Consider the following 26,731-nt stretch of genomic DNA (forward strand, 5'->3'; position numbering starts at 1 on the left):
GAGACCGTAGAGCGGATCGCGGACAACCGCTGTCACCGACGTGCGGGCGGGGCGGTCATCGGGTCCTCGGGCCAGCGGTGCTTCGGGTACCGGCCGCGCAACTCGGACCTGACCTGCGGGTATCCGGTCCGCCAGAACGAGGCGAGGTCACCGGTCACCGCCGTGGCGCGGCCCGCGGGGGTCAGCAGGTGCAGCACCACGGGCACCCGGCCGTCCGCGATGCGGGGCGTGTCGACCCACCCGAACACCTCCTGCACCTTCACCGGCAGCGCCGGGTTGTCGCCGGTGTAGTCGACCCGGATCCGCGACCCCGACGGCACCTCCAGCCGGTCCGGCGCCAGCTCGTCGAGCCGGCCGGCGGCAGGCCACGGCAGGAGGTGGCGGACCACCTTCTCCGCGTCGACCTTCGCCAGGTCGGCGCGCTTGCGGGCGTTGTCGAGCCAGCCGTCGACGCCCTGGAGCAGAGCCTCGTCGGTCATCTCCGGCCACGGGTCGCCGAGCACGCGGCGCAGGAACGCCAGCCGTTCCCGCAGGCGCGTGGCGTCGGCGTGCCAGCGGAGCAGTCCGAGGCCCTCGGACCGCAGCCCCGTGACGAGCGCGGCGCGGACGGCGGCCGGACTCGGATCGCGCAACGGCTTGCTGGACAACACGATCGCGCCCAGCCTGCGGACCCGGTTCGCCACGACGTCGTGGTCCCAGCGCACGTCGTCCACAGTGGACACCAGCGCGGGGGCGGCCCGCACGGCGAGGTTCTCGTCCACTCGCGCGGCCAACCGGATGCGGCCGTGGCTGCGACCGGGTTCGCGGTCGGCCACGGCGACGGCGAGCCACTCGGCGTCACCGAGCCCGCTGCCGTGCGGCAGCTCGGCCGCCGTGCCGCCCGCCATCAGGTACACACCGCCACCGCCGGACCGCCTGCGCGCCAACCGCTCCGGGTGCGCCAGCGCCACGACGAGCGCCGGGTCGTCGTGACCCCGACCGCTGACCAGTTCCGCCAACCTGCGGGCCTCGCGCGACCAGCGCTTGGACCGGTCGTTGTGCCCGGAACGCAGGTCCCGCAACGCGGTCGCCAGCTCGGCGCTGTTGGTCAGGGCGTCGTCGTCCAGCAGCGCCACGACTTCTGCCGCCGCCCGCGCGCCCACCTCGGCCGCACCGTCGAGCAGGGCGCGGGCCAGCCGGGGGTGCAGCCCGAGCCCGGACATCTTCCGGCCCCGGTCGGTCGCCTGCCCGGAGGCGTCGAGCGCGCCCAACGCCCGCAACACCGTGCGGCCGACCTCCAGCGCCCCGGTCGGGGGAGCGTCCCACCAGCTCAGCGCCGTGCCGTCCGGGGTGCCCCAGCAGGCCAGCTCCAGCGCGAGCCGGGTGAGGTCCGCCGTCTTGATCTCGGGCTCGGGGTAGCGCGGCAACGTGCTGTGCTCGTGCTCCGGCCAGCACCGGTAGACGTGACCGGGAGCCTCACGGCCCGCGCGTCCGGCGCGCTGGTCGGCCACGGCCATCGACACGCGCACCGTGGCCAGCCCCGACAGCCCGCGCCGGTGATCGACCCTCGGCACCCGAGCCAACCCGGAGTCGACCACCGCGCGCACGCCGGGCACGGTCAGACTCGACTCCGCGATGGCCGTGGACAGCACGATCCGACGACGTGAGCCGGGCTTGAGGGCGGCGTCCTGCGTGCCCGCTGACAGCCGTCCGTGGAGGGTGAGCACGTCGACGTCCTTGAGTGTCAGCAACGCCGCCGTGTGCCGGATCTCCTTGGCTCCGGGCAGGAAGACGAGCACGTCACCGTCCACTTCGGACAAAGCGCGTTTCGTTGCACGGGCGACACAGCCTTCGATCCGCTCCTTGCGCGCGGGGGGCACGTAGTCCGTGGTGGTCGGGAACGTCCGGGCTTCCGCGCGCACCACGGGCGCGTTGCCGAGCAGTTCCGAAAGCCGATCCGCCGCGACCGTCGCCGACGTCGCCAGCAACCGCAGGTCCGGCCGCAACCCGGCCCGCGCGTCGAGCAGCAACGCCAACAGCAGGTCCGCGTCCAGGTGCCGCTCGTGGACCTCGTCCAACAACACCGTGCCGACGCCGGCGAGTTCCGGATCGCTTTGGAGCCTGCGCACCAACAGCCCGGACGTCACCACCTCGATCCGCGTCGCGGACGACACCTTGCGGTCCCCGCGCACCGAGTACCCGACCGTCCGCCCCACCGGCTCACCCAGCAGCGCCGCCATCCGCGCGGCGGCCGCCCGAGCCGCGATCCGCCGCGGCTCGGCCACCACCACCCGCCCAGCGTGCGCCTCGGCCAACGCCAAGGGCACCAACGTGGTCTTCCCGGTGCCAGGCGGAGCAACCAACACCGCACACCCGTGCTCGGCGAGCACACGAACGACATCACCGAGCACAGCCCGGACTGGCAGGTTCGGCAGCTCCACAACGAGCCAGTCTGCCAACCGACCAGTGAGGAGGGACGAGCGCACACGCGAACGGCCCGTTCACACCACCTTCGCGGGCTGGCGACCGAACGGACCTTTCACCCCGACCAACCCCGGACTTCCGGCGGCCAAGGCGTGAACGGACCGTTCACCCCGCCACGGAACCAGCCCTCGGTGATCCTTCGCCGAACGGACCTTTCACCACCACCTGCCCCGCCTCACCATGACCAGGGTCGGTCCCGCCAGCCCACCGCCCGATCCGGCCTTGGGTCACCCCGCCCTGCCGGTTCCGGCTTGTTTCGAACGGACCGTTCACCGGGGCACGACAACATCTCACTCGGGGAACCAGCGCTGAACGGACCTTTCACACCGTCCAGGCATCGGACTTCGGCCAACAAGTGGTGAAAGGACCGTTCACACCTAGGAGGAAGCAGAACCTCGACCACCGCGGGCCGAACGGACCTTTCACACCCACCCACGCAGCCCCACCTGCTTGCTCGCGCGGCTCAACCTGCTTGCTCGCGCGGCTCAACCTGCTCGCCCCGGCCCTGGCCATGCCTGGTCGAGCTCGACTCGGTCCGGCTTGAACGGACCGTTCATCTGCTCGCGGCGACTTCTCACTCGGCTACCGATGGCTGAACGGACCGTTCACACCACGCTGCCCTCGCCTCGCTCGCCCAGCCCGCTTGGCCTGCTCCGCCTCGCCTTGCCTCGCCCTGCCCTGCCCTGCCTCGCCTTGCTCTGCCCCACCCTGCTCTGCTCCGCCCTGCCCCGCCTTGCTCTGCTCCGCCCCGCCCTGCTCCGCCCCGCCTGCCCCCTCGCCGGGCCAACTCAGCCTGGTCTTGCCTCGTCCTCGCCTGTTCTGAACGGACCTTTCATCGACTCGCGGCGAATCCCCGCTCGGCAACCCGTGGCTGAACGGACCTTTCACACCAACACCGAGTCACCACCCCTCCCCGCCCAATCGCCCCCAGTGCGGCGTGTCGGCATCCCTCGGTGACCGCGCCGTCACGCCAACAGCCCTAGTGCTCGGCGGCGTGACGGGGAGGGGGTGGGGCGTGTCAGGCTGGGTGGGTGGTTGATCCGTTGCACGATCCCGATGATCCCGATCTGCTCGACCCCTACCGGGCCCGTGAGCTGGCTCGGCTGGTGGAGGGGGCGCGGGTCGCGTCCGGGGCTGTTCGGTACGGCAAGGTCGGGAAGGTCGGGTGTGCGACGGTCGTCGTGAACCGCGACAACCCCTTCCCGTCCGGGAACTTCGCCTGTGCGCTGGACGGCTCGTCGGCTGAGGTCGCGGGGACGATGATGCGGCTCGAGCAGACGTTCGCCGACATCGGGCGGGCGGAGGCCGTGGTGTACGCGTCGCCGACGACCGTGGCCGAGATCGAGGGCATCGCGGATGACGCCGGGTGGTTCGCCGTCGAGGAGTCGATGGCCGTGCTGCACCGCGGGCCCGCGGAGGTGTCGTCTCGGGTGCGGGTGGCACGTGACACCGATCTGGAACAGGTCGGTGGGCTCGTCGCGGACGAGCTGGGGCTGCGGATGAGTGGGCAGCAACGGCTCGTGAGGCATCTCGGGCAGCGGTGGGACGACCCGCGGTGCGTGCAGCTCGTGGTCGACGACGGGGAGCGGCTCGTCGGGTTCGCCGGCGGGTTCGTCGAGCGCGGGGTGGGGCTGGTGGAGCAGGTCGTGGTGCTGCCCGCCCGTCGGCGGCGGGGGCTCGGGTCGGAGCTGGTGGCGAGCACGGTGGCGGCGTTGCGGTCGGCCGGCGCGGCGCTCGTGGCGGCTCACGTGGACGAGGGTGGCGCGGGGGAGCGGTTCGCCGAGGCCTGTGGATTCGCCGGTGGATACCCGGTGACGGCGTACGCCCGAAGGGTCGACGAGCTTTTGGATTGAGATTCCCCGGTCCCGGCCTATATCTTTAGCACAGCTAAACGATAACGGGAGGCCGCGCGTGCAGGGCATCGACGTCGTCAGACCCCGCCTGCCCAAAGAGGTGTGGGTGCTCGTCGTGGCGAGCTTCATCATCGCCGTCGGCTTCGGCATCGTGGCCCCGGTGCTGCCCGCCTACGCGGACAGCTTCAACGTCGGCACCACCGCCGTCGCCGTCGTGATCAGCTCGTTCGCGTTCGTCCGGCTGGCGTTCGCGCCGGTCAGCGGCAAGCTGGTCACGCGCTTCGGCGAGCCGCGCACGTACATCGCGGGCATCCTGATCGTCGCACTCGCCACCGGCGCGTGCGGCTTCGCGACCCACTACTGGCAGCTCGTGGCGTTCCGCTCGATCGCGGGCGTCGGCTCGACCATGTTCACCGTCGCCGCCGTCGGCCTGCTCATCCGGCTCACCCCGCCGACGCTGCGCGCCCGCGCCTCCGGCCTGTGGGCCACCGGGTTCCTGCTCGGCAGCATCGGCGGTCCGATCATCGGCGCGGCGCTGGTCCGCGTCTCCATCCGCACCCCGTTCATCGCCTACGCGGTGTCGCTGGTGGTCGCGGCGGTGTTCGTCTGGTGGTTCCTGCGCGGCTCCACGCTCGCCGCGCTGGACCAGAACAACACCCAGCCGACCATGCTCGTGCGCGACGCGTTCCGCTCCGGCGCCTACCGCGCCGCCCTCGCCTCCGGCTTCGCCAACGGCTGGGCGGTGTTCGGCCTGCGCGTCTCGCTGGTGCCGCTGTTCGTGGCCAAGGCGCTGGACGGCAGCCCGGCCGTCGCCGCGATCTCCCTGTCCGTGTTCGCCATCGGCAACGCCGCCGCCCTCATGGTGTCCGGCAAGTTCGCCGACAGCCTCGGCCGCAAGCCGTTGGGCATCGCCGGGCTCGCCGTGTCGGCCGTCGGCACGATCGGCATGGGCTTCAGCGGCACGATCACGCTGTTCATGATCGCCTCGCTGGTCGCGGGCATCGGCGCGGGCGTCCTCAACCCGCCGCAGAACGCCGTGGTCGCCGACGTGATCGGCTCGAAGGCCAAGGGCGGCCCCGTGCTCGCGGCGTTCCAGATGGTCACCGACCTCGGCGTCATCATCGGCCCGCTGCTCGCGGGCGTCCTCGCCGACGCCTTCTCCTACCAGGTCGCCTTCACGGTGACCGGTGTCACGATGATCCTCGCGCTCGGCTTCTGGTTGGTGGCCGAGGAAACCCGGCCCGTCGACGACGCCGACGAGGGCCCGGCCGAGTGCCTCGACGAGGGTCCGGAGCTGCCGACCGGTGTCCGCGTGGGCCGCTCGGACACCTGATCGCTCAGGTTCCGCTCAGTCTTCGCCGCTAGCCTCCGGGGAGTACAGGCGCGGGTTTCGGAAGGACTTGGACGACGTGGGTGGCGCGGAGCGGAACGCTCGCAAGAAGAAGCAGCAGATGGCGGCCAAGTCGGTCGCCGCGGCCCGCGGGCAGTCGTCCGGCAACCGCAACAAGGTCCTCATCGGCGTGGTCGTCGTGGTGGTCCTCGCGGTGGCGGTCGTCGGCGGCGTGCTCCTGACCAGGCCTTCCACCCCCGAAGCCCTCACCCCGGCCCCGGACCTGAAGGCGCTGTCCGTCCCCGTGCAACGCCAGCCCGACGCGACGGTCCTGGTCGGCAAGGACACCGCGAAGGTCACCGTGGACGTGTACGAGGACTTCCTCTGCCCCATCTGCGGCACGTTCGAGAAGAAGTACGGCGACCAGCTCCGCCAGCACGTCGAGGCGGGCGACCTCAAGATCCGCTACCACGTGCTGCCGCTCCTGGTCCGCCTCTCCGACCCCGAGGGCTACTCCCGCGACTCCGCGAACGCGGCGGTCTGCGCCGCCGACGCGGGCAAGTTCCCCGAGTACCACGACTCCCTCTACGCCAAGCAGCCCGAGGAGAACGGCGCCGGCTACACGATCGCCCAACTCGTGCAGCTCGGCACGGACCTGGGCATCACCGGCGACACGTTCAAGACCTGCGTCGAGAGCGGCACCTACCACCAGGCCCTCGAGGCCGACCTGGACAAGGCCGACAACACCCCGCACCTCCAGGCGGAGCGCAGCGACGGCAGCAAGGGCTTCCAGGGCACCCCGTCGGTGGCCGTGGGCGACAAGCTCATCAGCATCGACAACGAGAACTGGATCTCCGACCTCCTCAAGGCCTGAGATCGACCACCGCCGACCGGCCCTGTGGACCACCGGGCCGGTCGCCGGGAAACCGGGCCCCATCAGCGCGAACGCCGTTGCGGGGGGGCCCGATTTTTATTCGGTGGGGACGATGTTGTACGGTATGACCACACGAGAACGACGGGTGACCGACCGGGAAACGTGGTAAGTAGCACGGGGCTGTGGCGCAGCTGGTAGCGCATCACACTGGCAGTGTGAGGGTCAGGGGTTCGAGTCCCCTCAGCTCCACAATTTTATGCAGTAGTAGGAGAATCGCCCGTTGGGCCTGTGCGAACAGGGTCGGCGGGCGATCTTCGTTTTGTGGCTGTGGTGGGCGATCGCGTCCCGGTTGGCGCTTGTCGTTTCCTTTTACGTGAAGATGTTCCGTGAATTTCTGTCGGAACAGTAAAATGTCACGCTGTCACCCACTAGGTGCCGCAAATGGGTGTTCGGGTCGGGGGAACTTGTTTGGATCTTTGTGCTGCCGTACTCCTGAATTCGGCAATGCGGTAAAGGTCGAGGCAGCTGGAGGTCGGTCATGGGGCAGGGCGTTATTACAGTGGTGAAGATTCTTGCGGCGATTGCGCTTGAGGCGCTCGCGAAAGCGACGGCATCAAGGACATCACGGCCTACCTCCAGGGCGTGTTCAAGGACTCGATCGCGCCCTCCGACTCGATCGAGCTGTCGCAGAACCTCGGCGGGCTGTTCGCCGCGCGGTTCAAGGAGGAGTCGCTGGACTGGACGCCGTTCTCCAAGCGCTACAACTTCCCCGACGGGCTCATCGTCGACTGCTACATGGTCACCGCCTGCGCGCACGACGTGAAGGACAAGCCCGCCGGCGTGGCCAGCTACTGCTTCGTCGCGTACAACCACCACGCCGGGTAGGGGCGACCATGCCGATCGTCTTCCGCGGGATCCTGCTCGACGCCGCCAGCGGCATGCCGGTCATCGGAAACGCCAACGGCGACCAGCTCGGCGTGCGCGAACACGGCAGGAGCAGGAGTGGACGGAGAAGAACGGGCGGCGCTCATCGACGCCACGGCGTCCGGGGGCGATGTCGAATCCCTGGTCGCGGAACTCAAGTCGGCCAACGCGGCGGGAACGAGCCGGTCCGACCTGATCGCCGAACTGACCTCGGGCGTCGAGCGGGCCGCGGACGACGACGCGGCGGAAGTGCTGCGCGACGTGCTCGACCGGGTCACCGGATTCTGCGGTCCGCACGCGCGGATCGACCTGGAGGACTAGGTACTGATTCCCACGCCGGTGAACGGTGCGGATTTCGATTTTTCGGTGAGCGTCGTGTGCGGGGTAAGAGGTTTTGAATCCGTGGCTTTTCCGCGTGTGTCCGATTGCGTTGGTGGTCGGGTGCGTGGTGACGCGATTCCCGAACGGGTTGTTCTTGCGGCGGTGAGGCGCTGGTCGCGGTGACGCGTTTCTCGTGCGTGGTGGGAGCGCAGAGGGGAAGTTCAGTCTTTCGTGGTGGGTGGTTGCCCGTTCGTGGTGGGGGATTTGTACGGGGAGTGAGAAGGGCTGTGGCGGGGTGTGGTGATCGAGTGGACGGGGGTGGTGGGGGTCATTAGTTTCGGGGCGAATCCGCCGGAGTGAAGGGGACGTGAGTCCATGGCTGACGCACCTGTGCTGGTGAAGCCGCCTTCCGTGCTCTTGGAGTTGAGGGGCAGCGATCCGTACCCGTACTTCCGGTGGTTGCGGCAGACCGCGCCCGCGTACCCCGAGGTGAAGCGGGACGGGCGGGTCGTGTGGCACGTGTCGCGGTACGACGACGTGAAGTGCCTGCTCGCGGACGAGAGGTTGAGCAAGGACCCCGAGCGGGTCGCCGGGTACCGGGCCGGGCCCGAGGGGTTGAACAAGCACCTCGTGCACGCCGACCCGCCCGAGCACACGCGGTTGCGGCGGTTGGTGGGGGCGGCGTTCCTGCCGAAGCGGATCGCGGCGTTGGAGCCGCTGGTCGAGCGGACGGCGACGCGGCTGCTGGACCGGGTCGACCCGGAACGCGGGGTCGACGTGGTCGGCGAGTTCGCGCTGCCGCTGACGTTCGCGCTGATCTGCGCGATCCTCGGGGTGCCCGAGGAGATGAACACCCCCGCCACGCGGAAGATGCTGTCCAACACCGTCGTGCCCACCAGCGGCCACCGCAGCGACAAGCGGCTGCGGGCGTTCCTGAACCAGCTGGTGGAGCGCAAGCGCGGCAAGCCCGTCGGGGAACTGGACCTCCTCGGCGCGCTGGTCAACGCGAAGGTGGAGCTGACCGACGAGGAACTGGTCAGCACCGCCTACCTGTTGCTGCTGGTGGGGCACGACACGACCGTGAACCTCATCGGCAACGGGATGCACGCGCTGCTGCGCCACCCCGACGAGATGCGGTGGCTGCGGCGGAACCCCGCGCTGATCCGGACGGGGCTCGAAGAGCTGCTGCGGTACGACTCGCCGGTGCGGGACGCGACGTTCCGGGTGGCCGTCGCGCCGATCTGGGTGCGCGACCAGGTGATCAACCCCGGTGACGTCGTGAGCCTGCTGATCGGGTCGGCCAACCGCGACGAGATCCGCTTCCCGCACCCGGACCGGCTCGACCTGGAGCGGACGCCGAACGAGCACCTCGCGTTCGGGCGGGGCCCGCACGTCTGCGTCGGGGCGGCGCTGTCCCGGATGGAGGGCGCGGTGGCGTTCCGGTTGCTGCTGGAGCGGTTGGGGGACGTGCGGTTCGCCGTCGACGAGCGGGATCTGCGGTGGCGGCCGTCGCGGGTCATGCGCGGGCTGGAGAGCCTGCCGGTCGTGCGGGCCTGATCAGCGGGACGGCGCGGTGACGGGTGGGAGGCCCGCGGTGTCGTCGGTCCACTTGTCGCCGAAGGCCGCGCGCTTCATCGGCGGGATCGCCGCGCAGAGGCGCAGCCAGGCGCGCATGGCGCGTTTGGCGATCGGGTTGGGCGAGGTGAACTCGTACGCGCGGTCGCGGGACGTGGTGACCGCCTCGAAACCGTAGGCGAGCATGCGGCGTTCGTACTCGGCGAGGGCGTCGAGCAGGGGAGCGCCGTGGTGGACGGCGGTGAGCTGGTGGGCGAGCAGGGCGGCGTCGCGGAGGGCGGTGTTGGCGCCCAGGCCCATCACGGGGGTCATGTTGTGGATGGCGTCGCCGAGGAGCGTGACCCTGGTGGTGGGCCACGGGGTGACCGGGGCGGACGTCTTGAACCGCATGGTGTGCACGGTGGCGGGGTCGGTTTCGGCGACCATGCGCTGGAGCGTCGGGTGCCAGTCGCGGATGAGCGGGGCCACGCCGTCCGCGGGCGAGTGGCGGGTGGCGAACGCCCACAGGAGGTAGTCCGAGACGTTGTCCAGCATCTCCTCGTCGACCAAGTGGGTGCCCGCGGCCAGCGCGTCGGCGGTGCGGCGGCGGCCGTCGAACACGGCGCTGAAGAAGAACTCGTCGTCGGTGGGCAGGACGATGCTCAGGCCGTTCTTGACGCGGTCCGGGAGCCAGGAACGAGTTTCGTCGGTGAGGGGGAGGCGGCCCGCCACGCCGTGGACGGCGGTGTCGACGCGCTTGGCGTCGGGGAGGAGTTGGCCGCGGACCGTGGAATTCGCGCCGTCCGCGCCGATCAGGACGTCGCCGACAGCCGTGGAGCCATCCGTGAAGTGCGCGGTGACAGTGCCGTCGTCGTTGTGGGAGTAGCGTTCGAACGTCCGTCCGAAGTGGACGTTCAGGTCGGTGAGGAGCAAGCGGCGCAAGGCGATGCGGCTGACCGCGTGGTGGCCGTCCGGGGAACCGCCGGTCATCAGCTCCTCCTCGACGTGCAGGAGTTCGGTGAGCTGCTCGGTGTGGAACGTCAAGCCCGCGCCGGGGCGGCCCGCGGTGGCGACGAAGGCCTCCCACAGCGGTTCCGGCAGACAGCGGCGCAACGCCTGGCCGCCATGGCGGTTGACGTGGATGCGGTAGCCGAGCAGCCAGTCGTCGGCCTCGGCGTCGCGCTCGAACACCTCCACCGGCACGCCCGCCTTCCGCAACGCCTGCGCCAGCGCCAAACCGCCGACACCACCGCCCGCGATGAGCACCTTGGTCATGGTTCTCTCCCCAGTTCGTCGAGCAGCCGGTCGAGCCACGCCAGCTCGGTCTCCAGCCGCATGATCGTGTGGTCGAAGCCGAGCGGCTCCAGACCGGTCAGGTACGGGGCGGCCTGCTCGCGCAACTCCAGCCAGCCCGACAACGTCGTGTCGACGGCCGCGCGCCGGGTCTCGACGAGCGCGCGCAGCTCCTCGCGCGGCAGGTCGTCGGTGAAGACGAGGGCGAGGTCGATGGGGTCGGGCCGCAGCCGCGCGTCGGTGAGGATCCCGAGCCGCAGCTTCGCCAACTCCGCGCGCCCGGCGTCCGTGACGCCGTAGACCGTGCGCTCCGGCAGGTTCCCGTCGCGCTCGGTCCGCACGGCCTCGATCACGCCATCGGTCGCCATCCGGTGCAGGGCCCCGTAGAGCGAACCCGGTTTCACGTCGGCCCACAGCTCGGTGCGGTCCTCCTGCGCGGCCCGCCGGATCTGGTGGCCGTGCATGGGTCCGCCACGGGCCAGCGCGCCGAGGATGAACAACCGGGTAGCACTCATGGGAGGTACTCAAACACGAGTACCTCAGGTAGTCAAGGGCGAGTACTCCTGTGCGAGTAGCTGGTGGGGCAGGAGGTGGCCGGAAGAGGGAAGGGCGCGGTTGGGAAAGGGTCGGAAGACGGGGTGAGTGCGGCTGAAAGGGCAGGGGTCAGCCGGAAGGGAGAGCGGGGTGAGTGCGGCAGGAGTGGCGGGTCAGGCCTGAGCGTCCTCAAAGGACTGGTTGAGGGTGTTCATGACCACCTGGCGCAGGCCCGCGGTGACCGCGATCGTGGCGGTGGAGGCCGAGGTGTGCGGGGTGTCGTCCAGGTCCAGGACCAGGCCGCCTGATTCGTGGACCAGTAGTGCGCCCGCCATCGTGTCCCACGGCATGTTGGACAGGATCACCGTGGCGTCGAGTTTGCCCTCCGCCACCCACGCGAGGTCGATGGCGGCGGTGCCGATCATGCGGATGCGTTGGGCGGTCGCGCCCAGGCGGGTCAGGAGGGCGATGCGGACGGCGTTCTTCGTGGTCGCGTCCTTGCCCACGGCGAAGTCGCCGATGGAGATGACGGCGTCCGCCACGTCCGTCACCGGGGACGTGTGGAGTCGGCGGTCGCCTGCGTACGCGCCCTCGTCGCGGACGGCGTGGTAGTCGACGTTCAGTAACGGCAACGTGATGGCCGCCAGGACGCTGGTGGTGTCGTCCACCAAGGCCAGGGAGACCGCGCACAACGGGATGCCGCGGGCGAAGTTCGTGGTGCCGTCGACCGGGTCCAGGGCCCACCAGAGGTCGGTCGGGCCGGTGTGGCCGTGTTCCTCACCCAGTACGCCCACGTGGGGTGCCTCGGCCCGCAGGAAGGTGCGGAGGGCGTCCTCCACCGCGAGGTCGATGTCCGTGACGAGGTCGCGTTCGGTTTTCGCGGTGACGTGGTCGAACGGGCGGGAGTGGATGATCCTGCTCCCCATCGCCACGGCTTCGCGAGCGATGGGGAGCAGGTCGCGGTAGGTCAACGGTCGGCCGCGTGGTGCAGGTCCGTGGTGAACACGTCGACCTGCGGGAGGTCGTGGCCCAAGCGGTCGCGCTTGGCCGTCAGGTAGCCGATGTTGTGGTCGTTCGGCTGCACCAGGAGCGGGACCCTGGCGGCGACGGTGATGCCGTTCGACTCGAGCGCCTGGATCTTGTCCGGGTTGTTGGACATGAGCCGGACCGACGCGACGCGCAGGTGCTTGAGGACCTTCACCGCGGGGCCGTAGTCCCTGGTGTCGATCGGCAGGCCGAGCGTCGTGGCGGAGTCGAGGGTGTCGAGGCCCTCCTCGTCCTGGAGCACGTGGGTGCGGACCTTCTCCACCAGCCCGATGCCGCGGCCCTCGTGGCCGCGCAGGTAGATCAGGATCCCGCTGCCCTCGGCGACTATCCGGTCGAGCGCGGCGTCGAGCTGCTCGCCGCACTCGCAGCGCATGGCGCCGAAGATGTCACCCGTCATGCACTCCGAGTGAACGCGGACGAGCACGTTCTCGCGCATGCGCGTCTTGCCGTAGACCAGCGCCATGTGCTCGTGCCCGTCGGCCCGGAAGGCCACGGCGCGGAAGGTGCCGCGGCGTGTCACCAGATCGGACTCGGCGACGTCTTCGTGACTGATGGCTTGCTCGTACATCCGATCCCCTCGTCACCCGACACCGGTCGGACGTCATTACGCTCGGCCGGGATTGCACCGTAACCCGCTCACCTGGTGGAGGTCACCCTGTTCAGCATCACCGTCCGCGACCACGTGATGGTCGCGCACAGCTTCCGCGGCGAGGTCTTCGGTCCGGCCCAGCGCTTGCACGGAGCAACGTTCGTGGTGGACGCACGGTTCAAACGGACTGATCTCGACGCGGACAACATCGTGGTCGACATCGGACTGGCCACATCGGAGCTCGGCACCGTCCTCGCCGCGCTCAACTACCGGAACCTGGACGAGGTACCCGAGTTCGAGGGCGTCAACACCTCGACGGAGTTCCTCGCGAAGCACATCGCGGACCGGCTCGCGGAGCGCGTGCACGCGGGCGCTCTCGGTGAAGGCGCGAAGGGCTTGTCGGCGATCGAGGTCACACTGCACGAGTCGCACGTGGCGTGGGCGAGCTACGAACGCGCGCTGTGACGATCCACGTCGTGCTGCCCGCTGGGGTCGACGACCTGTCGATCCCCAGCGGCGGCAACGTCTACGACCGGCGGGTCCTCCGGGAGCTGGTCGGGCTGGGCGTGGACGTGCGCGAGACTGCCGTCGCCGGGGGTTGGCCACGGCCGGGGCCCCAGGCGTGCGAGGAGCTGGCGCGAACGCTTGCGGAGGTGCCGGACGGCGGGGTCGTGCTGCTGGACGGGCTGGTGGCGTGCGGGGTGCCGGACGTCGTCGTGCCGCACGCCGACCGGCTGCGGCTGGTGGTGCTGGTGCACCTGCCGCTGGCCGACGAGACCGGGATCGACCCCGGTGTCGCGGCCGGGCTGGACGCCGCCGAACGGCGGGTGCTGGCCGCGGCCGCCGCGGTCGTCGGGACCAGCCCGTGGGCGTCGCGGCGGCTGGTCGAGCACCACGGCCTGGCCCCGGACCGGGTGCGCACGGTCACGCCGGGTGTCGACCCGGCGGACCTCGCGCCCGGCACGGACGGGGTGTCGCGGCTGCTGTGCGTGGCGTCGGTGACCCCGCGCAAGGGGCACGACGTGCTGCTCGACGCGCTGGCGACGCTGGTCGACGTGCCGTGGACGCTGGACTGCGTCGGGCCGCTGCGGGACGACGGGCACGTGCGGCGGCTGCGGCGCGTGGCCGACGGGTTCGGCGACCGCGTCCGGTTCACCGGCCCGCTCGACGGCGAGCCGCTCGACCGGGCGTACGCGGCCGCGGACCTGTTCGTGCTGGCGTCGCGCGCCGAGACCTACGGCATGGTCGTCACGGAGGCGCTGGCCCGCGGGATCCCGGTCGTGGCCAGTTCCGTGCCCGACGCGCTGGGCGGCGGCGGGGTGCTCGTGCCGCCCGGTGACGTCGCCGCGCTGGCCGGTGAACTCCGGCGCTGGTTCGGCGACGAGCGGGTGCGCCGGGACCTCCGTGACGCGGCTCACCTGCGGCGGGACCGGCTCGCGGGATGGCGAGAAGCCGCCGAGGAGATGGCCCGCGTGCTGGTTAGGGTGCGCGGATGAGCTTCGCTCCGGAATGGCTGGCACTGCGGGAGAAGGCCGACGCCGAGGCCCGCGCGGTGGATCTTCTCGACCCCCTTCGCGAAGCACTTCTGAACCGAACACCCCTCGTCGTACGTGATTTAGGGTGTGGAACCGGATCGATGGGGCGATGGCTCGCCGGACGGCTGGCAGGGCGGCAGCACTGGGTGCTGCACGACCTGGACCCCCGTCTGCTCGAGTTGGCGGGCGCGAGCATGACGCGCGAGGGCGTGACCGTGCAGACGCGGGAGGGTGACCTCACCGCGCTGCGGGGCGACGACTTCGCGGGCACCTCGCTGGTGACCGCGTCGGCGCTGCTGGACCTGTTCACCGCCGAGGAGGTGGACGGGCTGGCCGAGGCGTGCGCGGGCATCCCGGTGCTGTTCACGCTGTCCGTCGCCGGCCGGGTCGAGCTGGAGCCCGCCGACCCCCTCGACGTCGTGTTCCAGGACGCCTTCAACGCCCACCAGCGGCGGGTCGTCGACGGCCGTCGGCTGCTCGGCCCGGACGCCGTGACGGCCGCTGTGGCCGCGTTCGAGCGCGTCGGGTCCGAGGTGGTCACCCGGCCCAGTCCGTGGCGGCTGGGGCCCGATCAGGCCGCGTTGACGGCCGAGTGGCTGCGGGGGTGGGTCGGCGCGGCCGTCGAGCAGGAGCCCGGACTCGCCGCGGAGGCCCCCGAGTACCTGCGTCGGAGGCTCGACGGCGTGACCGCCGTCGTCCACCACACCGACCTGCTCGCGCTGCCGAGGGCCGCCTGATGCGCCGGGTCTGGCCGTGGCTGCGGCTGCTCGTCGCCGTCGGCATCCTGGTCGCGCTGGGCGTCCGCCTGGGCACCCACGCGTTCCTCGACGGGCTGCGCGCGGTCAACGGCTGGACCATCGCGGCGGCGCTCGGCATCGGGCTGCTGACCACCGTGCTCAGCGCGTGGCGCTGGGTGGTCATCGCCCGAGCCCTCGGCCTGCCGCTCACGCTCGGCAAGGCGGTGGGCGACTACTACCGCGGCCTGCTGCTCAACTCGGTGCTGCCCGCGGGCGTGCTCGGCGACGTGGATCGCGCGGTGCACCACGGCAAGGCGTCCGGCGACGTCGGTCGCGGGGTGCGCGCGGTGGTCTTCGAGCGGTTCGCCGGCCAGGTGGTGCTGATCTCCGTCGGCATAGCGGTGCTGCTCACGCAGCCCGTGCTCGCCGTGGACCTCGTGCCGAACACCGGCGTGCTGGTCGCGATCCTGGCCGGGCTCGCCCTCGTCGCGGTCGTCGCGGCGCGGTCGGCCAAGGTGCGGGGCGCGTTGGCCACGACCTGGGCGGACGCTCGGGTCGGGCTGTTCTCCCGGCACGCCGCGCCCAGGGTCGCGGTGCTGTCCGCGGCGACCCTGGCCGGTCACGTCGCGCTGTTCCTGGTCTCCGCCAGGGCGGCCGGGTCGACGGCGTCGGTGGCGCAGCTCGTGCCGCTGATCGTGCTGGCGCTGCTGGTGATGGGGCTGCCGGTCAACATCGGCGGCTTCGGCCCCCGCGAGGCGTTCCTGGCCGTGGCGTTCGGCGCCGCGGGACTGGGCGCCGCGCAGGGGCTCACGACCGGGGTCGTCTACGGCGTGCTGGCGATGGTGGCCGCGCTGCCCGGCGTGGTCGTGCTGCTGCGCGGCCGGACCTCACGCGTCGAGCCCGTCGAGGAGGTGCAGGTACTGCCCGAACGCGTCGGTCAACCCCGCGAGCAGGGCCTCGCCCTTGCGGGCTGACGCCAGCGACGGGCGACCGACCACACCGGACTCCGTGTACGGGCCGAGGCCGAGCGTCAGCATGTGCGGGCGGTCGTCGGCGAGGTGGTCGCTCGTCTCGTAGCCGGACCGCACCAGTTCCGGGTGCGCGTGCAGCAGGATCGACGTCTCCAGCTCGCCCGCGTGCATGTCGCTGTCGGCGGACGTCTCGATGCCCGCCGCCGCGCGCGCGGCCGTCCAGTCCCCGATCTGCGGGAACAGGGCCATGTTCGCCGACTCCTGGACGATGTTCGACAGCACGTAGTTGCCGCCGTGACCGTTGACCAGCACCAGGTTCCGCACGCCGGAGCGGCGCAGCGAGTCCGCGATGTCGGTCACCACGGCGTGCAGCGTGCGGGCCGAGATGCTGACCGTGCCGGGCCACGCCGAGTGCTCCTGCGAGCACGTGATCGTCAACGGTGGCAGCAGTTGCACGCGGTGCGCGGCCGCGATCCCGCGCGCGATCGTGCAGGCGATCACGGTGTCGGTGGCCAGCGGCAGGAACCGGCCGTGCTGCTCGTGGCTGCCGACGGGCAGCACGGCCGTGGTCGCCGCGCGGTCGCGGACGTCGGTGGTGGTGTCAAACGGGAGCATGTCCCGCACGGTAGTCAATCCGGTGGCACAGCGCCGGAACGCTGCCGTCCGCCAGCTTCGGCAGCACGTCCGGCAGGTCGTCGAACGCGGTCGAGCCGGTGACCAGCGCGTCGAACGCGGGATCGGCGAGCAGGTCCAGCGAGAGCGCCAACCGTTGCGCGTACGTGCGGTTGGGACGGCCGATCGTGCCGACCTGGCTGCTGCGCACGGTCAGCCTGCGGGAGTGGAAGAACTCGCCGAACGGCACGCTGATCCGGCGGTCCCCGTACCAGCTCAGCTCGACGACCCGACCGTCCGGCACCAGCAGTTCCAACGACCGCGCGAGGCCCTGCTCGGTCGCGCTGGCGTGCACGACCAGGTCGCAGCCCTCCCGCGCGTCCTGGGGCAGCGCGAAGTCCACGCCCAGAGCCGATGCCACGTCGGCTCGACTCGGGTCGCTGTCGACGAGTTGGACCCTGGCACCGGGGAACTTCGCGAGCACGGCGGCGACGCTGCACCCGACCATCCCGCCGCCGACGACCGCGATCCGGTCGCCGATCAGCGGAGCCGCGTCCCACAGCGCGTTCACCGCCGTCTCCACCGTCCCGGCCAGCACCGCGCGTTCGGCCGGGACGGAATCCGGCACGGGCGTCACGGCGCTGACCGGCACCACGTAGTGCGTCTGGTGTGGATAGAGGCAGAAAACGGTGCGGCCCACCAGATCCGCGGGACCGGTTTCGACCACGCCCACGTTGAGGTACCCGTACTTGACGGGCCACGGGAAGTCGCCCTCCTGGAACGGAGCGCGCATCACGGCGTGCTGGTTCTCCGGGACACCGCCCCTGAGCACGAGCGTCTCGGTGCCGCGGCTGATCCCGGAGTAGAGCGTGCGCACCAGAACCTCGTCCGGCCCCGGCGCGGCCAGATCCACGGGTCGGATCTCACTTTTTCCGCTTGAGGTGAACCAAAGTGCCCTCGCTGCGCGTGTCATCCAAGAACCTCCGAAAAAACGGGGCCCACATCACGAGGGGCACGATGACCACACTCCAGCACAGCAAGACCGCGTCCGCCGTGCCCGAGCACGCGGCGTGGGCCGGTGCGCAGATCATTCTGCTCGCCGTCGTCGAGCGCACGGTGGGGCTGGGCCCGTTGGGCTGGCTCACCGGAGTCCTGTACGCCGTCGCGACCTGGTCCCTGCTGGGGTACGCGCTGCAACGCACGGGAACCGCGCTCGGACCGGCCGACCGGGTCACCCTCGGCAGAGGTGTGCTCGTCGGCTCCGTGACCGCGATCGTGGTCGACCGCGTGGGCGAGGGGGTGCCGACGACGATGATGGTGGCGTTCACCGCCGTCGCGCTCGCCCTCGACTGCGTGGACGGCCAGGTCGCCCGCCGCACCGGCACGTCGTCGGTGCTCGGCGCGCGCTTCGACATGGAGGTCGACGCGTTCCTGATCCTGGTGCTGAGCGCGCACGTGGCGTTCTCGTTCGGCCCGTGGGTGCTGGCGATCGGCGCGATGCGCTACGCCTTCGTGGCCGCGTCCTGGGCGCTGCCGTGGCTGCGGGCCGACCTGCCGCCGAGCTTCGCCCGCAAGACCGTGGCCGCCGTTCAGGGCGTGCTGCTGGTGGTCGCCGCGTCCGGTCTCGTGCCGTTCGCGCAGTACCTGGTCGGGTTCGCGCTGGCGACACTGGTGTGGTCGTTCGGGCGGGACACCGCGTGGCTGTTCCGCCACCGCGTCGTCACCGAGCGGGCCCTGGTGCTGGCCCACGTCTGACCGCGGTCAGTGCTTGGGGAAGTAGCGCAGCACGGCCACGTCGCCGAGCCGCGTGACCTCCTCCAGGTGGAACCGGTGCGCGGGCCCGCCGGGGAAGTCGGCGGCGCCCACGAAGCGCGGTGCGGACGCCTGCCCGATGAGCATCGGGGCGACGGCCATGCGGATCTCGTCCGCCAGCCCGGCCGCCAGGAACGCCGTGTGCACCTGTTCGCCGCCCTCGACCATCAACCGGTCGACCCCGCGGCCGCCCAGGTCGTCCAGCAGCGCTCCGAAGTCGACGGTAGGACCGAGCGCGACGACCTCGGCCAGCCCGCCGAGCGCGGCGGACGCCCTCCGAGCGCCGGAATCGCTGGTGTAGACGATCTTCTCGCCGCCGTGGTGCCAGAACTTCCACTCCGGGTCGAGATCGCCGGACCCGCTCACGGTGACCTTGATGGGGAACTCGGCCCTGCCGTCCGCTAGGCGCGCGGCCCGCCGATCGGGGTCGTTGACCAGCAGGCGCGGGTTGTCGGCGCGCAGGGTTCCCGCGCCGACGAGGATGGCGCACGACTCGGCGCGGATCCGGTCCACGTGGTCGAAGTCGTCCGCGTTGGACAGCGGGAAGCGGTGGCCGCTCCGGTCGTCGATGTGGCCGTCCACGCTGACGGCGACGCTGAGCAGTACGTGCGGACGGGTCACGGGCCTCACGGTACCCACCGGATCGGGTTCGCCACTCGCTGAACCATCCGGCGACCGCAAGCGTTACCCCTGTCAGTGCACCGGTCGTTCCACCTCGGCGGAGGGTTCGCAGAATGTCGTTCCTGACTCGGTTCCGGCGGTCCGCCGAGGAACCGGCGACCACTGACGACGACACCACCGCGCCCACCGGCCGGAGCGGGTGGCGGCGGGGCTTGGGGTACGCGACCACCGTGCTCGCGGGCCTGTTCGTGCTGGCGGCGCTGGTGGCCCCCGCCGACCTGGAGAAGTTCACGCCCGGCGCGTTCCTGCGCATCCCGGTGGAGGGCCTGCTGGGCGTGGTGCTCGTGCTCGTCCTGCCGCCCAGGGCGCGGCGGATCTTCGCGGTGGTCGGTGGGGCGGCACTGGGGCTGCTGCTCGTGGTGAAGATCATGGACATCGGCTTCGACGCCGTGCTGTACCGGCCGTTCGACCTGGTGCTGGACTGGCCGCTGCTCGGGCCCGCGGTCGACTACGTCGACGTGACGGTCGGTCGGGTCGCGTCGATCGGCGCGGTGGTCGCGACCGTCGCGCTGGTGATCGGCTTGATCGTCCTCACCGCGCGGGCGGTGCTGCGCCTGTCGCGCGTCGTCTCCGGCCACCGCACCGCGTCGACCCGCCTGGTCGCGCTGCTGGCCGTCGCCTGGATCACCCTCGCCGTGCCCGGCGTGCCGATCTCCACGGGCACCGCGTCGCAGTTCGTCTACGACCACGCGCGTCAAGTGCGGGCGGGCCTCAACGACCGCGAGGCGTTCGCGAAGGAGGCGGCGGTGGACGCGTTCCGCGACACCCCGCCCTCGGAGCTGCTGACCTCGTTGCACGGCAAGGACGTCCTGATCTCGTTCGTCGAGAGCTACGGCAAGAACGCCTTGGAGAACCCGGACATCGCGCCGAGGGTCACCGCCGCGCTCGACGCGGGCGGCGCCGAGCTGCGCGCGGCCGGGTACGGCTCCCGCAGCGGCTGGCTGACCTCGCCCACGGCGGGCGGCGGCAGCTGGCTGGCGCAGGCGACGCTGCTGTCCGGGCTGTGGATCGAGAACCAGCAGCGGTACCGCACGCTCGTCGCGAGCGACCGGCTGTCGCTGCCCAGCGCGTTCGCCAAGGCGGACTGGCGGGCGGTCGGCGTCATGCCCGGCATCACGCAGGCGTGGCCGGAGGGCGAGTACTTCGGCTACGACAAGATCTACCCCGGCAACGACATCGGGTACCGGGGTCCGCGCTTCGGCTACGCCACCATGCCCGACCAGTACACGCTGTCCGCGTTCCAGCAGCGCGAGCGCTCGACGCCCGGCCACGCGCCGGTGATGGCCGCGATGCCGCTGCTGTCCAGCCACGCGCCGTGGACGCCGATCCCCGAGCCGATCGACTGGAAGGACGTCGGCGACGGGTCCGTGTACGACAAGATGACCGCCGGCGCGGAGGCCCCGGAAACCATCTTCGGCAGCGATCCCGCCACCGTGCGGGCCAACTACGCCAAGTCCGTCGAGTACTCGCTCGACACCCTCGTGTCGTACGTGAAGAACTTCGGCGACGACAACCTGGTGCTGGTGTTCCTCGGCGACCACCAGCCCGCCCAGGTCGTCACCGGGGCCGACGCGGGCCACGACGTGCCCATCACGATCGTCGCCAAGGACCCCGCCGTGCTCGACAAGGTCGCGGGCTGGGGCTGGGACGACGGCCTCAAGCCGGGCGCGAACGCACCCGTGTGGCGCATGGACGCCTTCCGCGACAAGTTCCTGACGGCGTTCAGCGGGAAGACCCCGCCCGCGTCACCGAACCACTGACCCGTTCGGCCCGGACGTGCCGGGCGGAGCAGTCGATCCCGCGGCTCCCGCCGGGGTGATTTGCGCACCGTTCAACGACCTGGCGAGACCGGGCCGTGCTGTTATCGTCGCGATCGGCTGACCGGGGCAACGCCGTGGACCCCACCGGCGTGTGTAGCGGCGGGGAGCGGTCAGCCCTGTGGACGGTGGTCGGCCGACGCGTGTCTGGGTGGACTTGTGAGCTGGTCGTTCGGGGTTCTGGGGCCGTTGGAGGTGCGGTGTGACGGGCGCTCGCTCGAGATAGCCGCCCCGCAGCAGCGCAGGCTGTTGACCAGCCTGCTGCTCAGCGCGGGCCACGTCGTGTCGGTGGAGAGCCTGCTCGCCGTGCTGTGGGAGGACGAGCCTCCCGCGAGCGGCCGCAAGGTCGTCCAGGTGTACGTGTCGCAGCTGCGCAGACTCCTCGGCGAAGGGCCCGGCGCGACGCTGTCCGGCTCCCGCCAGGGGTACCGGCTGGACATCCCGGCGGGCGCGCTTGACCTGGAGGCGTTCCGCGAGCTGGTCCGGCGGGCCACGGCCGCGGCCGACCCGGTGGTGGCGGGCGACCTGCTGCGCGAGGCACTGCGGCTGTGGCGCGGCACGGCGGTCCCCGAACTGCGGCACACCGGCCGGGGCGGGCGGCTCGGCGACGCGCTGGAGGAGGAGCGGCTCGGCGCGGTCGAGTACCGGGTCGACGCCGACCTGCGGGCCGGGCGGCACCGCGACCTCGTGCCGGAGTTGACGGCGTTGGTCGCCGAGCAGCCGTTGCGGGAACGCCTGCGCGGCCAGCTGATGCTCGCCCTGCACCACTCCGGCCGCCAGGCCGAGGCGCTGTCGGTGTTCGCCGACGGCAAGCGCTTGCTGGCCGACGAGCTGGGCCTCGACCCCGGCCAGGAGCTCCGGGCGCTGCACGCGTCCGTGCTGGCGGGCGACATCCCCGCCCCCGTTGACGCCGTGCCCGAGGTCAAACGGCTCGCGCCGCGTGAGCTGCCCGCGAACCCCGCGGTGTTCGTCAACCGGGACCGCGAGCGGGAGGTGCTGCTCGACCTGCTGGCGCTCGCCGCCGCGGACCCCGTCGTGGGCGCGGTCCACGGGCCCGGTGGTCGGGGCAAGTCCGCGCTGGTGCTGCGGGTCGCGCACCTGGCGGCCGACCTGTTCCCCGACGGCCAGCTCTACGTCGACCTCCAGGGCTCCACGCCGGGCCGCGACCCCGTCGAGGCGGTGCAGGTGCTCCAGCACTTCCTGCGCGCGCTCGGCGCTCCGCCGCTGGCGATCCCGTCCGAGGCCGACGAGGCCGCGGCGCTGTACCGGTCGACGCTCGCCGGACGGCGGGTGCTCGTGGTGCTGGACAACGCGATCGACGCGGGCCAGGTGATCCCGCTGCTGCCCGCGGGGCCCGGCAGCGCGGTGCTGGTCACCAGCAGGCGGATGCTCGCCACCCTGGACGGGCTGCACCTGGCGCTGGACCCGTTGCCGGAGCACGAGGCCGTCGCGCTGCTCAGCGCGGTCACCGGCCTGGTCACCGACGAGCCGAGCAGGCTCGCCGCCGCCGAGGTGGCCCGCAGCTGCGGCTACCTGCCGCTGGCGCTGCGGATCGCCGCCGCCCGGCTGCGCAGCAGGCCGGACTGGACGCTGGCCTCGCTCGCCACCCGGCTCGACGACGAGCGGCACCGGCTGGACGAGCTGCGGTTCGACGACCTCGCGGTGCGCTCCAGCGTGCGGCTCAGCTACGAGGAGTTGACCCGCGACGGCTCCGCGCGCGGCCGGGTCGCGGCGCACTCGTTCCGGCTGCTGGGGCTGCTGACCCTGCCGACGCTGCGGCTGCCGGTCGCCGCCGCCCTGCTGGGGCTCGACCCGATCGAGGCCGAACGGGCGATCGACCCGCTCGTGGACGCCGGGCTCGTGGACGTGGGAGCGCCGGGGGAGTACCGGATGCACGACCTGCTCCGGCTGTTCGCCATCGAGCAGGCCGAGCGGGACGAGACCGCGGAGGACCGGTCGGCGGCCGTGACGCGCGCGCTGACCCACTACGACCGCACGCTCCGCGCCGTGCAGTCGACGTTGCGGCCGCTGGACGTCCCGCGCCCGGACGGCGCGCCGGAGCACCCCGGCGGCATCGGGGAGTGCCTGGCGTGGATGGCGGCCGAGACGCCGAACCTGCTCGTGGCCGCGACGCAGGCCGCGGCCCGGCCGGACGGCGGCGTGCTCGCGCTGCGGATCGCCCGGATGCTCCAGGAACACCTGTGGAAGCAGGACCTGCACGCCGAGATCGCGCGGACCGGCCGCATCGCCGCGGCCGTGGCGACGACCGTGCTCGACCCGGCGACCGAACGGCTCGCGCTGGTCGTGCGGGCGTTCGCCGACCAGGTCGCCGGTCGGTACGGGCCCGCCCGCGAGCGGTACGAGCGGGCGCTGGACCTGGCCGGGGACGACCACCTGGCGCGGGCGCGGGTGCTGGTCAGCCTCGGCGGACTGCTGACGAACTACCTGGGCCTCGCGGAGGAGGCGGTGCCGCACCTGGACCGCGCGCTGGCGATCCTGGACGAGCACGGCGCGCCGGGGGCCGGGGTCGGCACGCTGCACGTGCTGGCCCGCGCCCACCACCTGGCGGGCCGCGACACCACGGCGGTGTCGTTGGCGAGCCACGCGCTCGACCTGGCGCGGGAGAACCGGGCGCCGCACAGCATCGCGATCTGCGTGGCGGACCTCGGCCTGCTCCACGGGCACCTCGGCGACCTCGACCGGGCGTTGCTGCTGCTCGACGAGTGCATGGCGCGGGCGCGGGAGGTCGGCAACCGCGAGGACGAGTGGACGACGCTGCTCAGCCGGTCGGAGATCCACCTGCGGCAGGGGAACCCGGCCGCGGCGCTGGAGGACGCGCGGACGTCGTTGGCGATGACCAGCGAACTGGGCAGCGCGTACGGCCGGGCGGCGGGGCACCGGCAGCTGGCCCGCGCGCTGCTGGCCGAGGGGCAGGCGGGTGAGGCCGCGCTGCACCAGCGGACGGCGCGCGTGCTGTTCGACGGGGTGGACGTGCGGCTGCCCGTGTTCTTCGAGTCGTTCCTCGGCTACCTCGACCCGGTGCTCGTCGACTGACATCCCCCACTCCCTTGCCCGCCAACGGGTCCGCCCCGGTCCACTGTGGACCGGGGCGTTCCCCTCACCGGTGTCAGCCGCAGTGCTCGAAGCCGCTGGTGTAGGACTCCGAGTCCACCGAGCCGCCCCACTTCACGCACTTGCCGGGCGCGGCCTTGCGGACCGGACCGGCGTAGTAGGAGAAGTTGCCCGAGTCGGTGGTCCGCGCCGAGCCCTGGACCTCCAGGAAGGCGGAGGACGCCGACGCCGTGCCCAGCTTGGTGTGCTTCATCGTGACGGCGCAGTTGTTGCCGTTGCCCGCGTTGTAGGTCAGGTAGACGCGGCCCTTGGTGCCCAGCGCCGCGGAGTCGACGACCTTGTAGCCCGAGCCGCACACCTCCTCGGCGTCGTACGGGTTGTCGTCGGAACCGCCGCCACCGCAGCTGTTGTTGCTCTTGTAGCTCCTGGAACCCCAGTAGAGGGCGGTGGTGCCGTTGAACTTGGCCTTCACCGCGCTGCCGTCGAGGCGCTCCTCGAAGTGCAGGTGTGGACCGGTCGACCCGCCGGTGCTGCCCACGTTGCCGATGGTCTGGCCGGTGGAGACGCTCTGGCCGACCGACACGCGCTGGGCGGACAGGTGGGCGTAGCGGGTGGTCCAGCCACCGCCGTGGTTGATCTCGATCCACTTGCCGTAGCTGGTGGAGCCCTCGTTGGCGACCCGGCTCACGGTGCCGGAGGAGGACGCGACCACGGCGTCGCCGTCGTCGTTGGCGCGGTTGAAGTCCACCGCGTTGGCGGGGCTGTGGTCGCTGCGGGTCTGGCCCTCCCACGTCTGGTTGCACGGGAACGGGACCTGGAAGTTCGGGTCGGCCACGGCCATCCCGGCGCCGACGGCCATGCCGCCGACGCTGACGAGCAGGCCGATGCCCGCCGCCACGAGCGCGTTGAGCTTCATCTCGGTGAATCCCCCATCTTGGTGTGCGGATGGATCAGCTGAGGTAGCGGACGGCGTGGGCCGTCCAGGAAGACCTGCCGTACGTGCCGCGGATGTGGACGCTGCTGCCGTCGCGCGGCGGGGCGGCCTCGAGGATCTGGTCGTCGCCCAGGTAGAGGGCGACGTGGGTGGTGGTGTTGCGGTCGTCGCCGTCGCCCCAGAAGATCAGGTCGCCGGGCTGGAGTTGGCTCAGGGGAACGAAGTGCGCGGACTTGTACTGCGCCGTGGTGTTCGCGCCGATGTCGATGCCCGCGCCCTTCCAGAACGCGTAGAGCGTGAAGCCCGAGCAGTCGAAGCCGCGGCGGTCGTAGTCGTCGCCGTTGGCCGGGTTACCGTCGGGGTAGTGGTGGATGCCGTAGGACGGGCCGCCCTTGCCGCCCGCGCCCCACGAGTAGAGGAGCCCCTTGCCCATCTGGGACTTCGCCGCCGCGATCACGCGGTCCACCTTCTGCTGGCGGGTGCCCGTGGTCGGGCCCGCCGGACCGGTGTTGCGGCCGTGGGTGGTCGTGCCGCCGTCCCCGCCACCGGGGCGCAGGCCGTCGACGTCGCAGCGGGGCAGGCCCTCGACGAACCCGGTGATGCCGGTCTTCACGTACTCGTCGGGCACCCACAGGCCGTCCGTGGTGTGGTCCCAGATCGCCCCGCCGGCCAAGGCCTGGCAGTCCACCGGGACCGACTGGCCCTCCCGGTACTTGTCGACGACGGCGCCGGGAGCGGTGGCGGCCTCGCCCTTCTTCTTGCGCCCGTTGAGGTCGGTCTTCGCCGGGTAGGACTTCGGGATGGCGCACCTGGCCATCACCATGCCCGTGGAGTCGGTGTCGACGTAGGCGTCCGGGATCCACAGGCCGTCGTCGGTGAGGTCCCAGATGTCGCTGCCGCCGTAGCTCGGCCCGCGGTCCTGGCACGTCAGCGTGACGGGGCTGCCCGCGACGTACATGTCGGCGACGCGCTTGGCGCCGACCGGGACGTCGGGATCCTTGACGGTCCGGCCGTCGAGGGTGGTCTTGACCTGGTAGGTGCGCTCGGCGGCGGTCGCGGAGCCGGTCCAGGCGGCCATGCCCGATCCGACGAAGGCGAGGGCCAGCAGGCCGGTCGCCGCTCGGCGCAGTGCGGTGGACGTGCGGGTGGGCATCGGGCCTCCGAGTGGGTCACCAGCGGATGGTGGTGCGGCCGAACTCCTGGCCGGGGGTGTCCTGTCACGACGAATACTGCGAGTGGCGCGTCAGCGTTCGCCTAGGGCGCGGTAAACCGGCAGGTGGAAGCCGCTTTCCCAAGCCGTGGAGATGTCCGGGTGTTCCACCGCGGGATGTCGACGGCCGTCGCGGACCCGCACCCCCTGGGAAGCGGCGAGCCCGCCGACCTCGGGAGGTCGGCGGGCTCGGGTGCTCGGGGGTGCTCGGTCGTGCTCAGGCCTCGACGGCCATCTCGCCGAGCTCGGACCACTCCTGGCCGGGGACGGTGAAGTTCACGATCTTGGGCGTCGCCACCAGGTAGGCGGGCAGGGTCTTGCCCGCGTTCTTGAAGTGCTCGGACCCGACGTGCGCGGCGCCCGCCTCGTCGTCGCGGAACGCCTCCACGAGCACGTACTCGGTCGCGTCGTCGACGCTGCGGGACCAGTCGAACCACAGGCAGCCGGGCTCGGCGCGGGTCGCCTCGGTGAACTCGCGGGAGATCTCCGGCCACGCCTCGGCGTGCTCTGGCTTGATCCGGAACTTCGCCGTGATGAAGATCATGACTCTCCTCGGGTGCGACGTCTG

Annotated in this window: 24 protein-coding genes and 1 tRNA gene; 14 read left to right on the plus strand and 11 right to left on the minus strand. The window is 71.7% G+C overall.

What is annotated here, in order from left to right; genetic code table 11:
- Positions 1-32: 32 nt before the first annotated feature.
- Complete coding sequence (gene hrpB, locus ACFWW9_RS01385) at positions 33-2,420, minus strand: ATP-dependent helicase HrpB (RefSeq protein ID WP_390370494.1); 2,388 nt, start codon at positions 2,418-2,420, stop codon at positions 33-35.
- A gap of 1,074 nt (positions 2,421-3,494) precedes the next feature.
- On the opposite strand from hrpB, the gene ACFWW9_RS01390 reads away from it, so the two are divergent.
- The 7 genes from ACFWW9_RS01390 (at position 3,495) to ACFWW9_RS01420 (ending at position 9,322) form a co-directional block, all read left to right on the plus strand.
- On the plus strand, positions 3,495-4,316 hold the full coding sequence (locus ACFWW9_RS01390) for a GNAT family N-acetyltransferase (protein ID WP_390370393.1): 822 nt from the start codon (positions 3,495-3,497) through the stop codon (positions 4,314-4,316).
- 58 nt (positions 4,317-4,374) lie between these two features.
- Complete coding sequence (locus tag ACFWW9_RS01395; RefSeq protein WP_390370394.1) at positions 4,375-5,649, plus strand: MFS transporter; 1,275 nt, start codon at positions 4,375-4,377, stop codon at positions 5,647-5,649.
- 76 nt (positions 5,650-5,725) lie between these two features.
- Entirely contained in the window at positions 5,726-6,520 is a 795-nt protein-coding gene (locus ACFWW9_RS01400; RefSeq protein ID WP_390370495.1) for a DsbA family protein, read from the plus strand.
- 176 nt (positions 6,521-6,696) lie between these two features.
- Positions 6,697-6,769: transfer RNA gene (locus ACFWW9_RS01405), tRNA-Ala, on the plus strand.
- Between the two features lie 393 nt (positions 6,770-7,162).
- Positions 7,163-7,405, plus strand: a complete 243-nt coding sequence (locus ACFWW9_RS01410; RefSeq protein ID WP_390370395.1) for a hypothetical protein — start codon at positions 7,163-7,165, stop codon at positions 7,403-7,405.
- Between the two features lie 117 nt (positions 7,406-7,522).
- The gene (locus ACFWW9_RS01415) at positions 7,523-7,765 is read left to right on the plus strand and encodes a hypothetical protein (RefSeq protein WP_390370396.1); all 243 of its coding nucleotides are present in this window, start codon (positions 7,523-7,525) and stop codon (positions 7,763-7,765) included.
- 375 nt (positions 7,766-8,140) lie between these two features.
- Positions 8,141-9,322, plus strand: a complete 1,182-nt coding sequence (locus tag ACFWW9_RS01420; protein ID WP_390370397.1) for a cytochrome P450 — start codon at positions 8,141-8,143, stop codon at positions 9,320-9,322.
- On the opposite strand, the gene ACFWW9_RS01425 is transcribed toward ACFWW9_RS01420, so the two are convergent.
- The 4 genes from ACFWW9_RS01425 to ribA all read right to left on the minus strand — a co-directional run bounded on the left by ACFWW9_RS01425 (position 9,323) and on the right by ribA (position 12,761).
- The gene (locus ACFWW9_RS01425) at positions 9,323-10,594 is read right to left on the minus strand and encodes an FAD-dependent oxidoreductase (RefSeq protein WP_390370398.1); all 1,272 of its coding nucleotides are present in this window, start codon (positions 10,592-10,594) and stop codon (positions 9,323-9,325) included.
- On the minus strand, positions 10,591-11,127 hold the full coding sequence (locus ACFWW9_RS01430; RefSeq protein WP_390370399.1) for a PadR family transcriptional regulator: 537 nt from the start codon (positions 11,125-11,127) through the stop codon (positions 10,591-10,593). Before ACFWW9_RS01430 ends, ACFWW9_RS01425 begins: the two co-directional genes overlap by 4 nt.
- A 192-nt stretch (positions 11,128-11,319) precedes the next feature.
- Positions 11,320-12,072 carry an inositol monophosphatase family protein gene (locus tag ACFWW9_RS01435; RefSeq protein ID WP_390370400.1) on the minus strand — a complete coding sequence of 251 codons (753 nt, stop codon included), beginning with the start codon at positions 12,070-12,072 and terminating at the stop codon, positions 11,320-11,322.
- Between the two features lie 41 nt (positions 12,073-12,113).
- Positions 12,114-12,761, minus strand: coding sequence for a GTP cyclohydrolase II (ribA, locus tag ACFWW9_RS01440; protein ID WP_390370401.1), 648 nt, complete (start codon positions 12,759-12,761; stop codon positions 12,114-12,116).
- An 87-nt stretch (positions 12,762-12,848) separates the two neighbouring features.
- Here ribA and ACFWW9_RS01445 point away from each other — a divergent pair, with 87 nt between their 5' ends.
- Genes ACFWW9_RS01445 through ACFWW9_RS01460 form a run of 4 tightly spaced genes read left to right on the plus strand, consistent with a single transcriptional unit; the run spans position 12,849 to position 16,028 of the window.
- Complete coding sequence (locus tag ACFWW9_RS01445; RefSeq protein ID WP_390370496.1) at positions 12,849-13,247, plus strand: 6-pyruvoyl tetrahydropterin synthase family protein; 399 nt, start codon at positions 12,849-12,851, stop codon at positions 13,245-13,247.
- 2 nt (positions 13,248-13,249) lie between these two features.
- Positions 13,250-14,278 (plus strand): glycosyltransferase family 4 protein, encoded by a 1,029-nt coding sequence (locus ACFWW9_RS01450; RefSeq protein ID WP_390370497.1) that lies wholly within the window; start codon positions 13,250-13,252, stop codon positions 14,276-14,278.
- On the plus strand, positions 14,275-15,054 hold the full coding sequence (locus ACFWW9_RS01455) for a class I SAM-dependent methyltransferase (protein WP_390370402.1): 780 nt from the start codon (positions 14,275-14,277) through the stop codon (positions 15,052-15,054). The genes ACFWW9_RS01450 and ACFWW9_RS01455 overlap by 4 nt, the downstream gene beginning before the upstream one ends.
- Positions 15,054-16,028: a YbhN family protein gene (locus tag ACFWW9_RS01460; protein ID WP_390370403.1), complete on the plus strand. Its 975-nt coding sequence runs from the start codon at positions 15,054-15,056 to the stop codon at positions 16,026-16,028. The genes ACFWW9_RS01455 and ACFWW9_RS01460 overlap by 1 nt, the downstream gene beginning before the upstream one ends.
- Here the strand turns inward: ACFWW9_RS01460 and ACFWW9_RS01465 are convergent.
- Positions 15,942-16,640 carry a creatininase family protein gene (locus ACFWW9_RS01465; RefSeq protein WP_390370404.1) on the minus strand — a complete coding sequence of 233 codons (699 nt, stop codon included), beginning with the start codon at positions 16,638-16,640 and terminating at the stop codon, positions 15,942-15,944. The genes ACFWW9_RS01460 and ACFWW9_RS01465 overlap by 87 nt on opposite strands.
- Positions 16,627-17,610: a zinc-binding alcohol dehydrogenase gene (locus ACFWW9_RS01470; RefSeq protein WP_390370405.1), complete on the minus strand. Its 984-nt coding sequence runs from the start codon at positions 17,608-17,610 to the stop codon at positions 16,627-16,629. The genes ACFWW9_RS01465 and ACFWW9_RS01470 overlap by 14 nt, the downstream gene beginning before the upstream one ends.
- A 44-nt stretch (positions 17,611-17,654) precedes the next feature.
- Between ACFWW9_RS01470 and ACFWW9_RS01475 the strand changes: the two genes are divergently transcribed.
- Positions 17,655-18,392, plus strand: coding sequence for a CDP-alcohol phosphatidyltransferase family protein (locus ACFWW9_RS01475; RefSeq protein ID WP_390370406.1), 738 nt, complete (start codon positions 17,655-17,657; stop codon positions 18,390-18,392).
- Positions 18,393-18,398: 6 nt separating this feature from the next.
- On the opposite strand, the gene ACFWW9_RS01480 is transcribed toward ACFWW9_RS01475, so the two are convergent.
- Complete coding sequence (locus ACFWW9_RS01480) at positions 18,399-19,070, minus strand: RibD family protein (protein WP_390370407.1); 672 nt, start codon at positions 19,068-19,070, stop codon at positions 18,399-18,401.
- A gap of 113 nt (positions 19,071-19,183) precedes the next feature.
- Here ACFWW9_RS01480 and ACFWW9_RS01485 point away from each other — a divergent pair, with 113 nt between their 5' ends.
- Both ACFWW9_RS01485 and ACFWW9_RS01490 read left to right on the plus strand, forming a co-directional pair.
- Complete coding sequence (locus ACFWW9_RS01485) at positions 19,184-20,890, plus strand: sulfatase (protein WP_390370408.1); 1,707 nt, start codon at positions 19,184-19,186, stop codon at positions 20,888-20,890.
- A 216-nt stretch (positions 20,891-21,106) separates the two neighbouring features.
- A complete protein-coding gene (locus tag ACFWW9_RS01490; RefSeq protein ID WP_390370409.1) occupies positions 21,107-24,001 on the plus strand; it encodes a BTAD domain-containing putative transcriptional regulator in 2,895 nt (964 codons plus the stop codon).
- Between the two features lie 73 nt (positions 24,002-24,074).
- On the opposite strand, the gene ACFWW9_RS01495 is transcribed toward ACFWW9_RS01490, so the two are convergent.
- The 3 genes from ACFWW9_RS01495 to ACFWW9_RS01505 form a co-directional block, all read right to left on the minus strand.
- Positions 24,075-24,935, minus strand: coding sequence for a M23 family metallopeptidase (locus ACFWW9_RS01495; RefSeq protein ID WP_390370410.1), 861 nt, complete (start codon positions 24,933-24,935; stop codon positions 24,075-24,077).
- A 34-nt stretch (positions 24,936-24,969) separates the two neighbouring features.
- Positions 24,970-26,106: an NlpC/P60 family protein gene (locus ACFWW9_RS01500; protein WP_390370411.1), complete on the minus strand. Its 1,137-nt coding sequence runs from the start codon at positions 26,104-26,106 to the stop codon at positions 24,970-24,972.
- 274 nt (positions 26,107-26,380) lie between these two features.
- Positions 26,381-26,707, minus strand: a complete 327-nt coding sequence (locus ACFWW9_RS01505) for a putative quinol monooxygenase (RefSeq protein WP_390370412.1) — start codon at positions 26,705-26,707, stop codon at positions 26,381-26,383.
- Between the last annotated feature and the right edge of the window lie 24 nt (positions 26,708-26,731).

The sequence above is a fragment of the Umezawaea sp. NPDC059074 genome (assembly GCF_042738955.1).
Lineage (GTDB): Bacteria > Actinomycetota > Actinomycetes > Mycobacteriales > Pseudonocardiaceae > Umezawaea.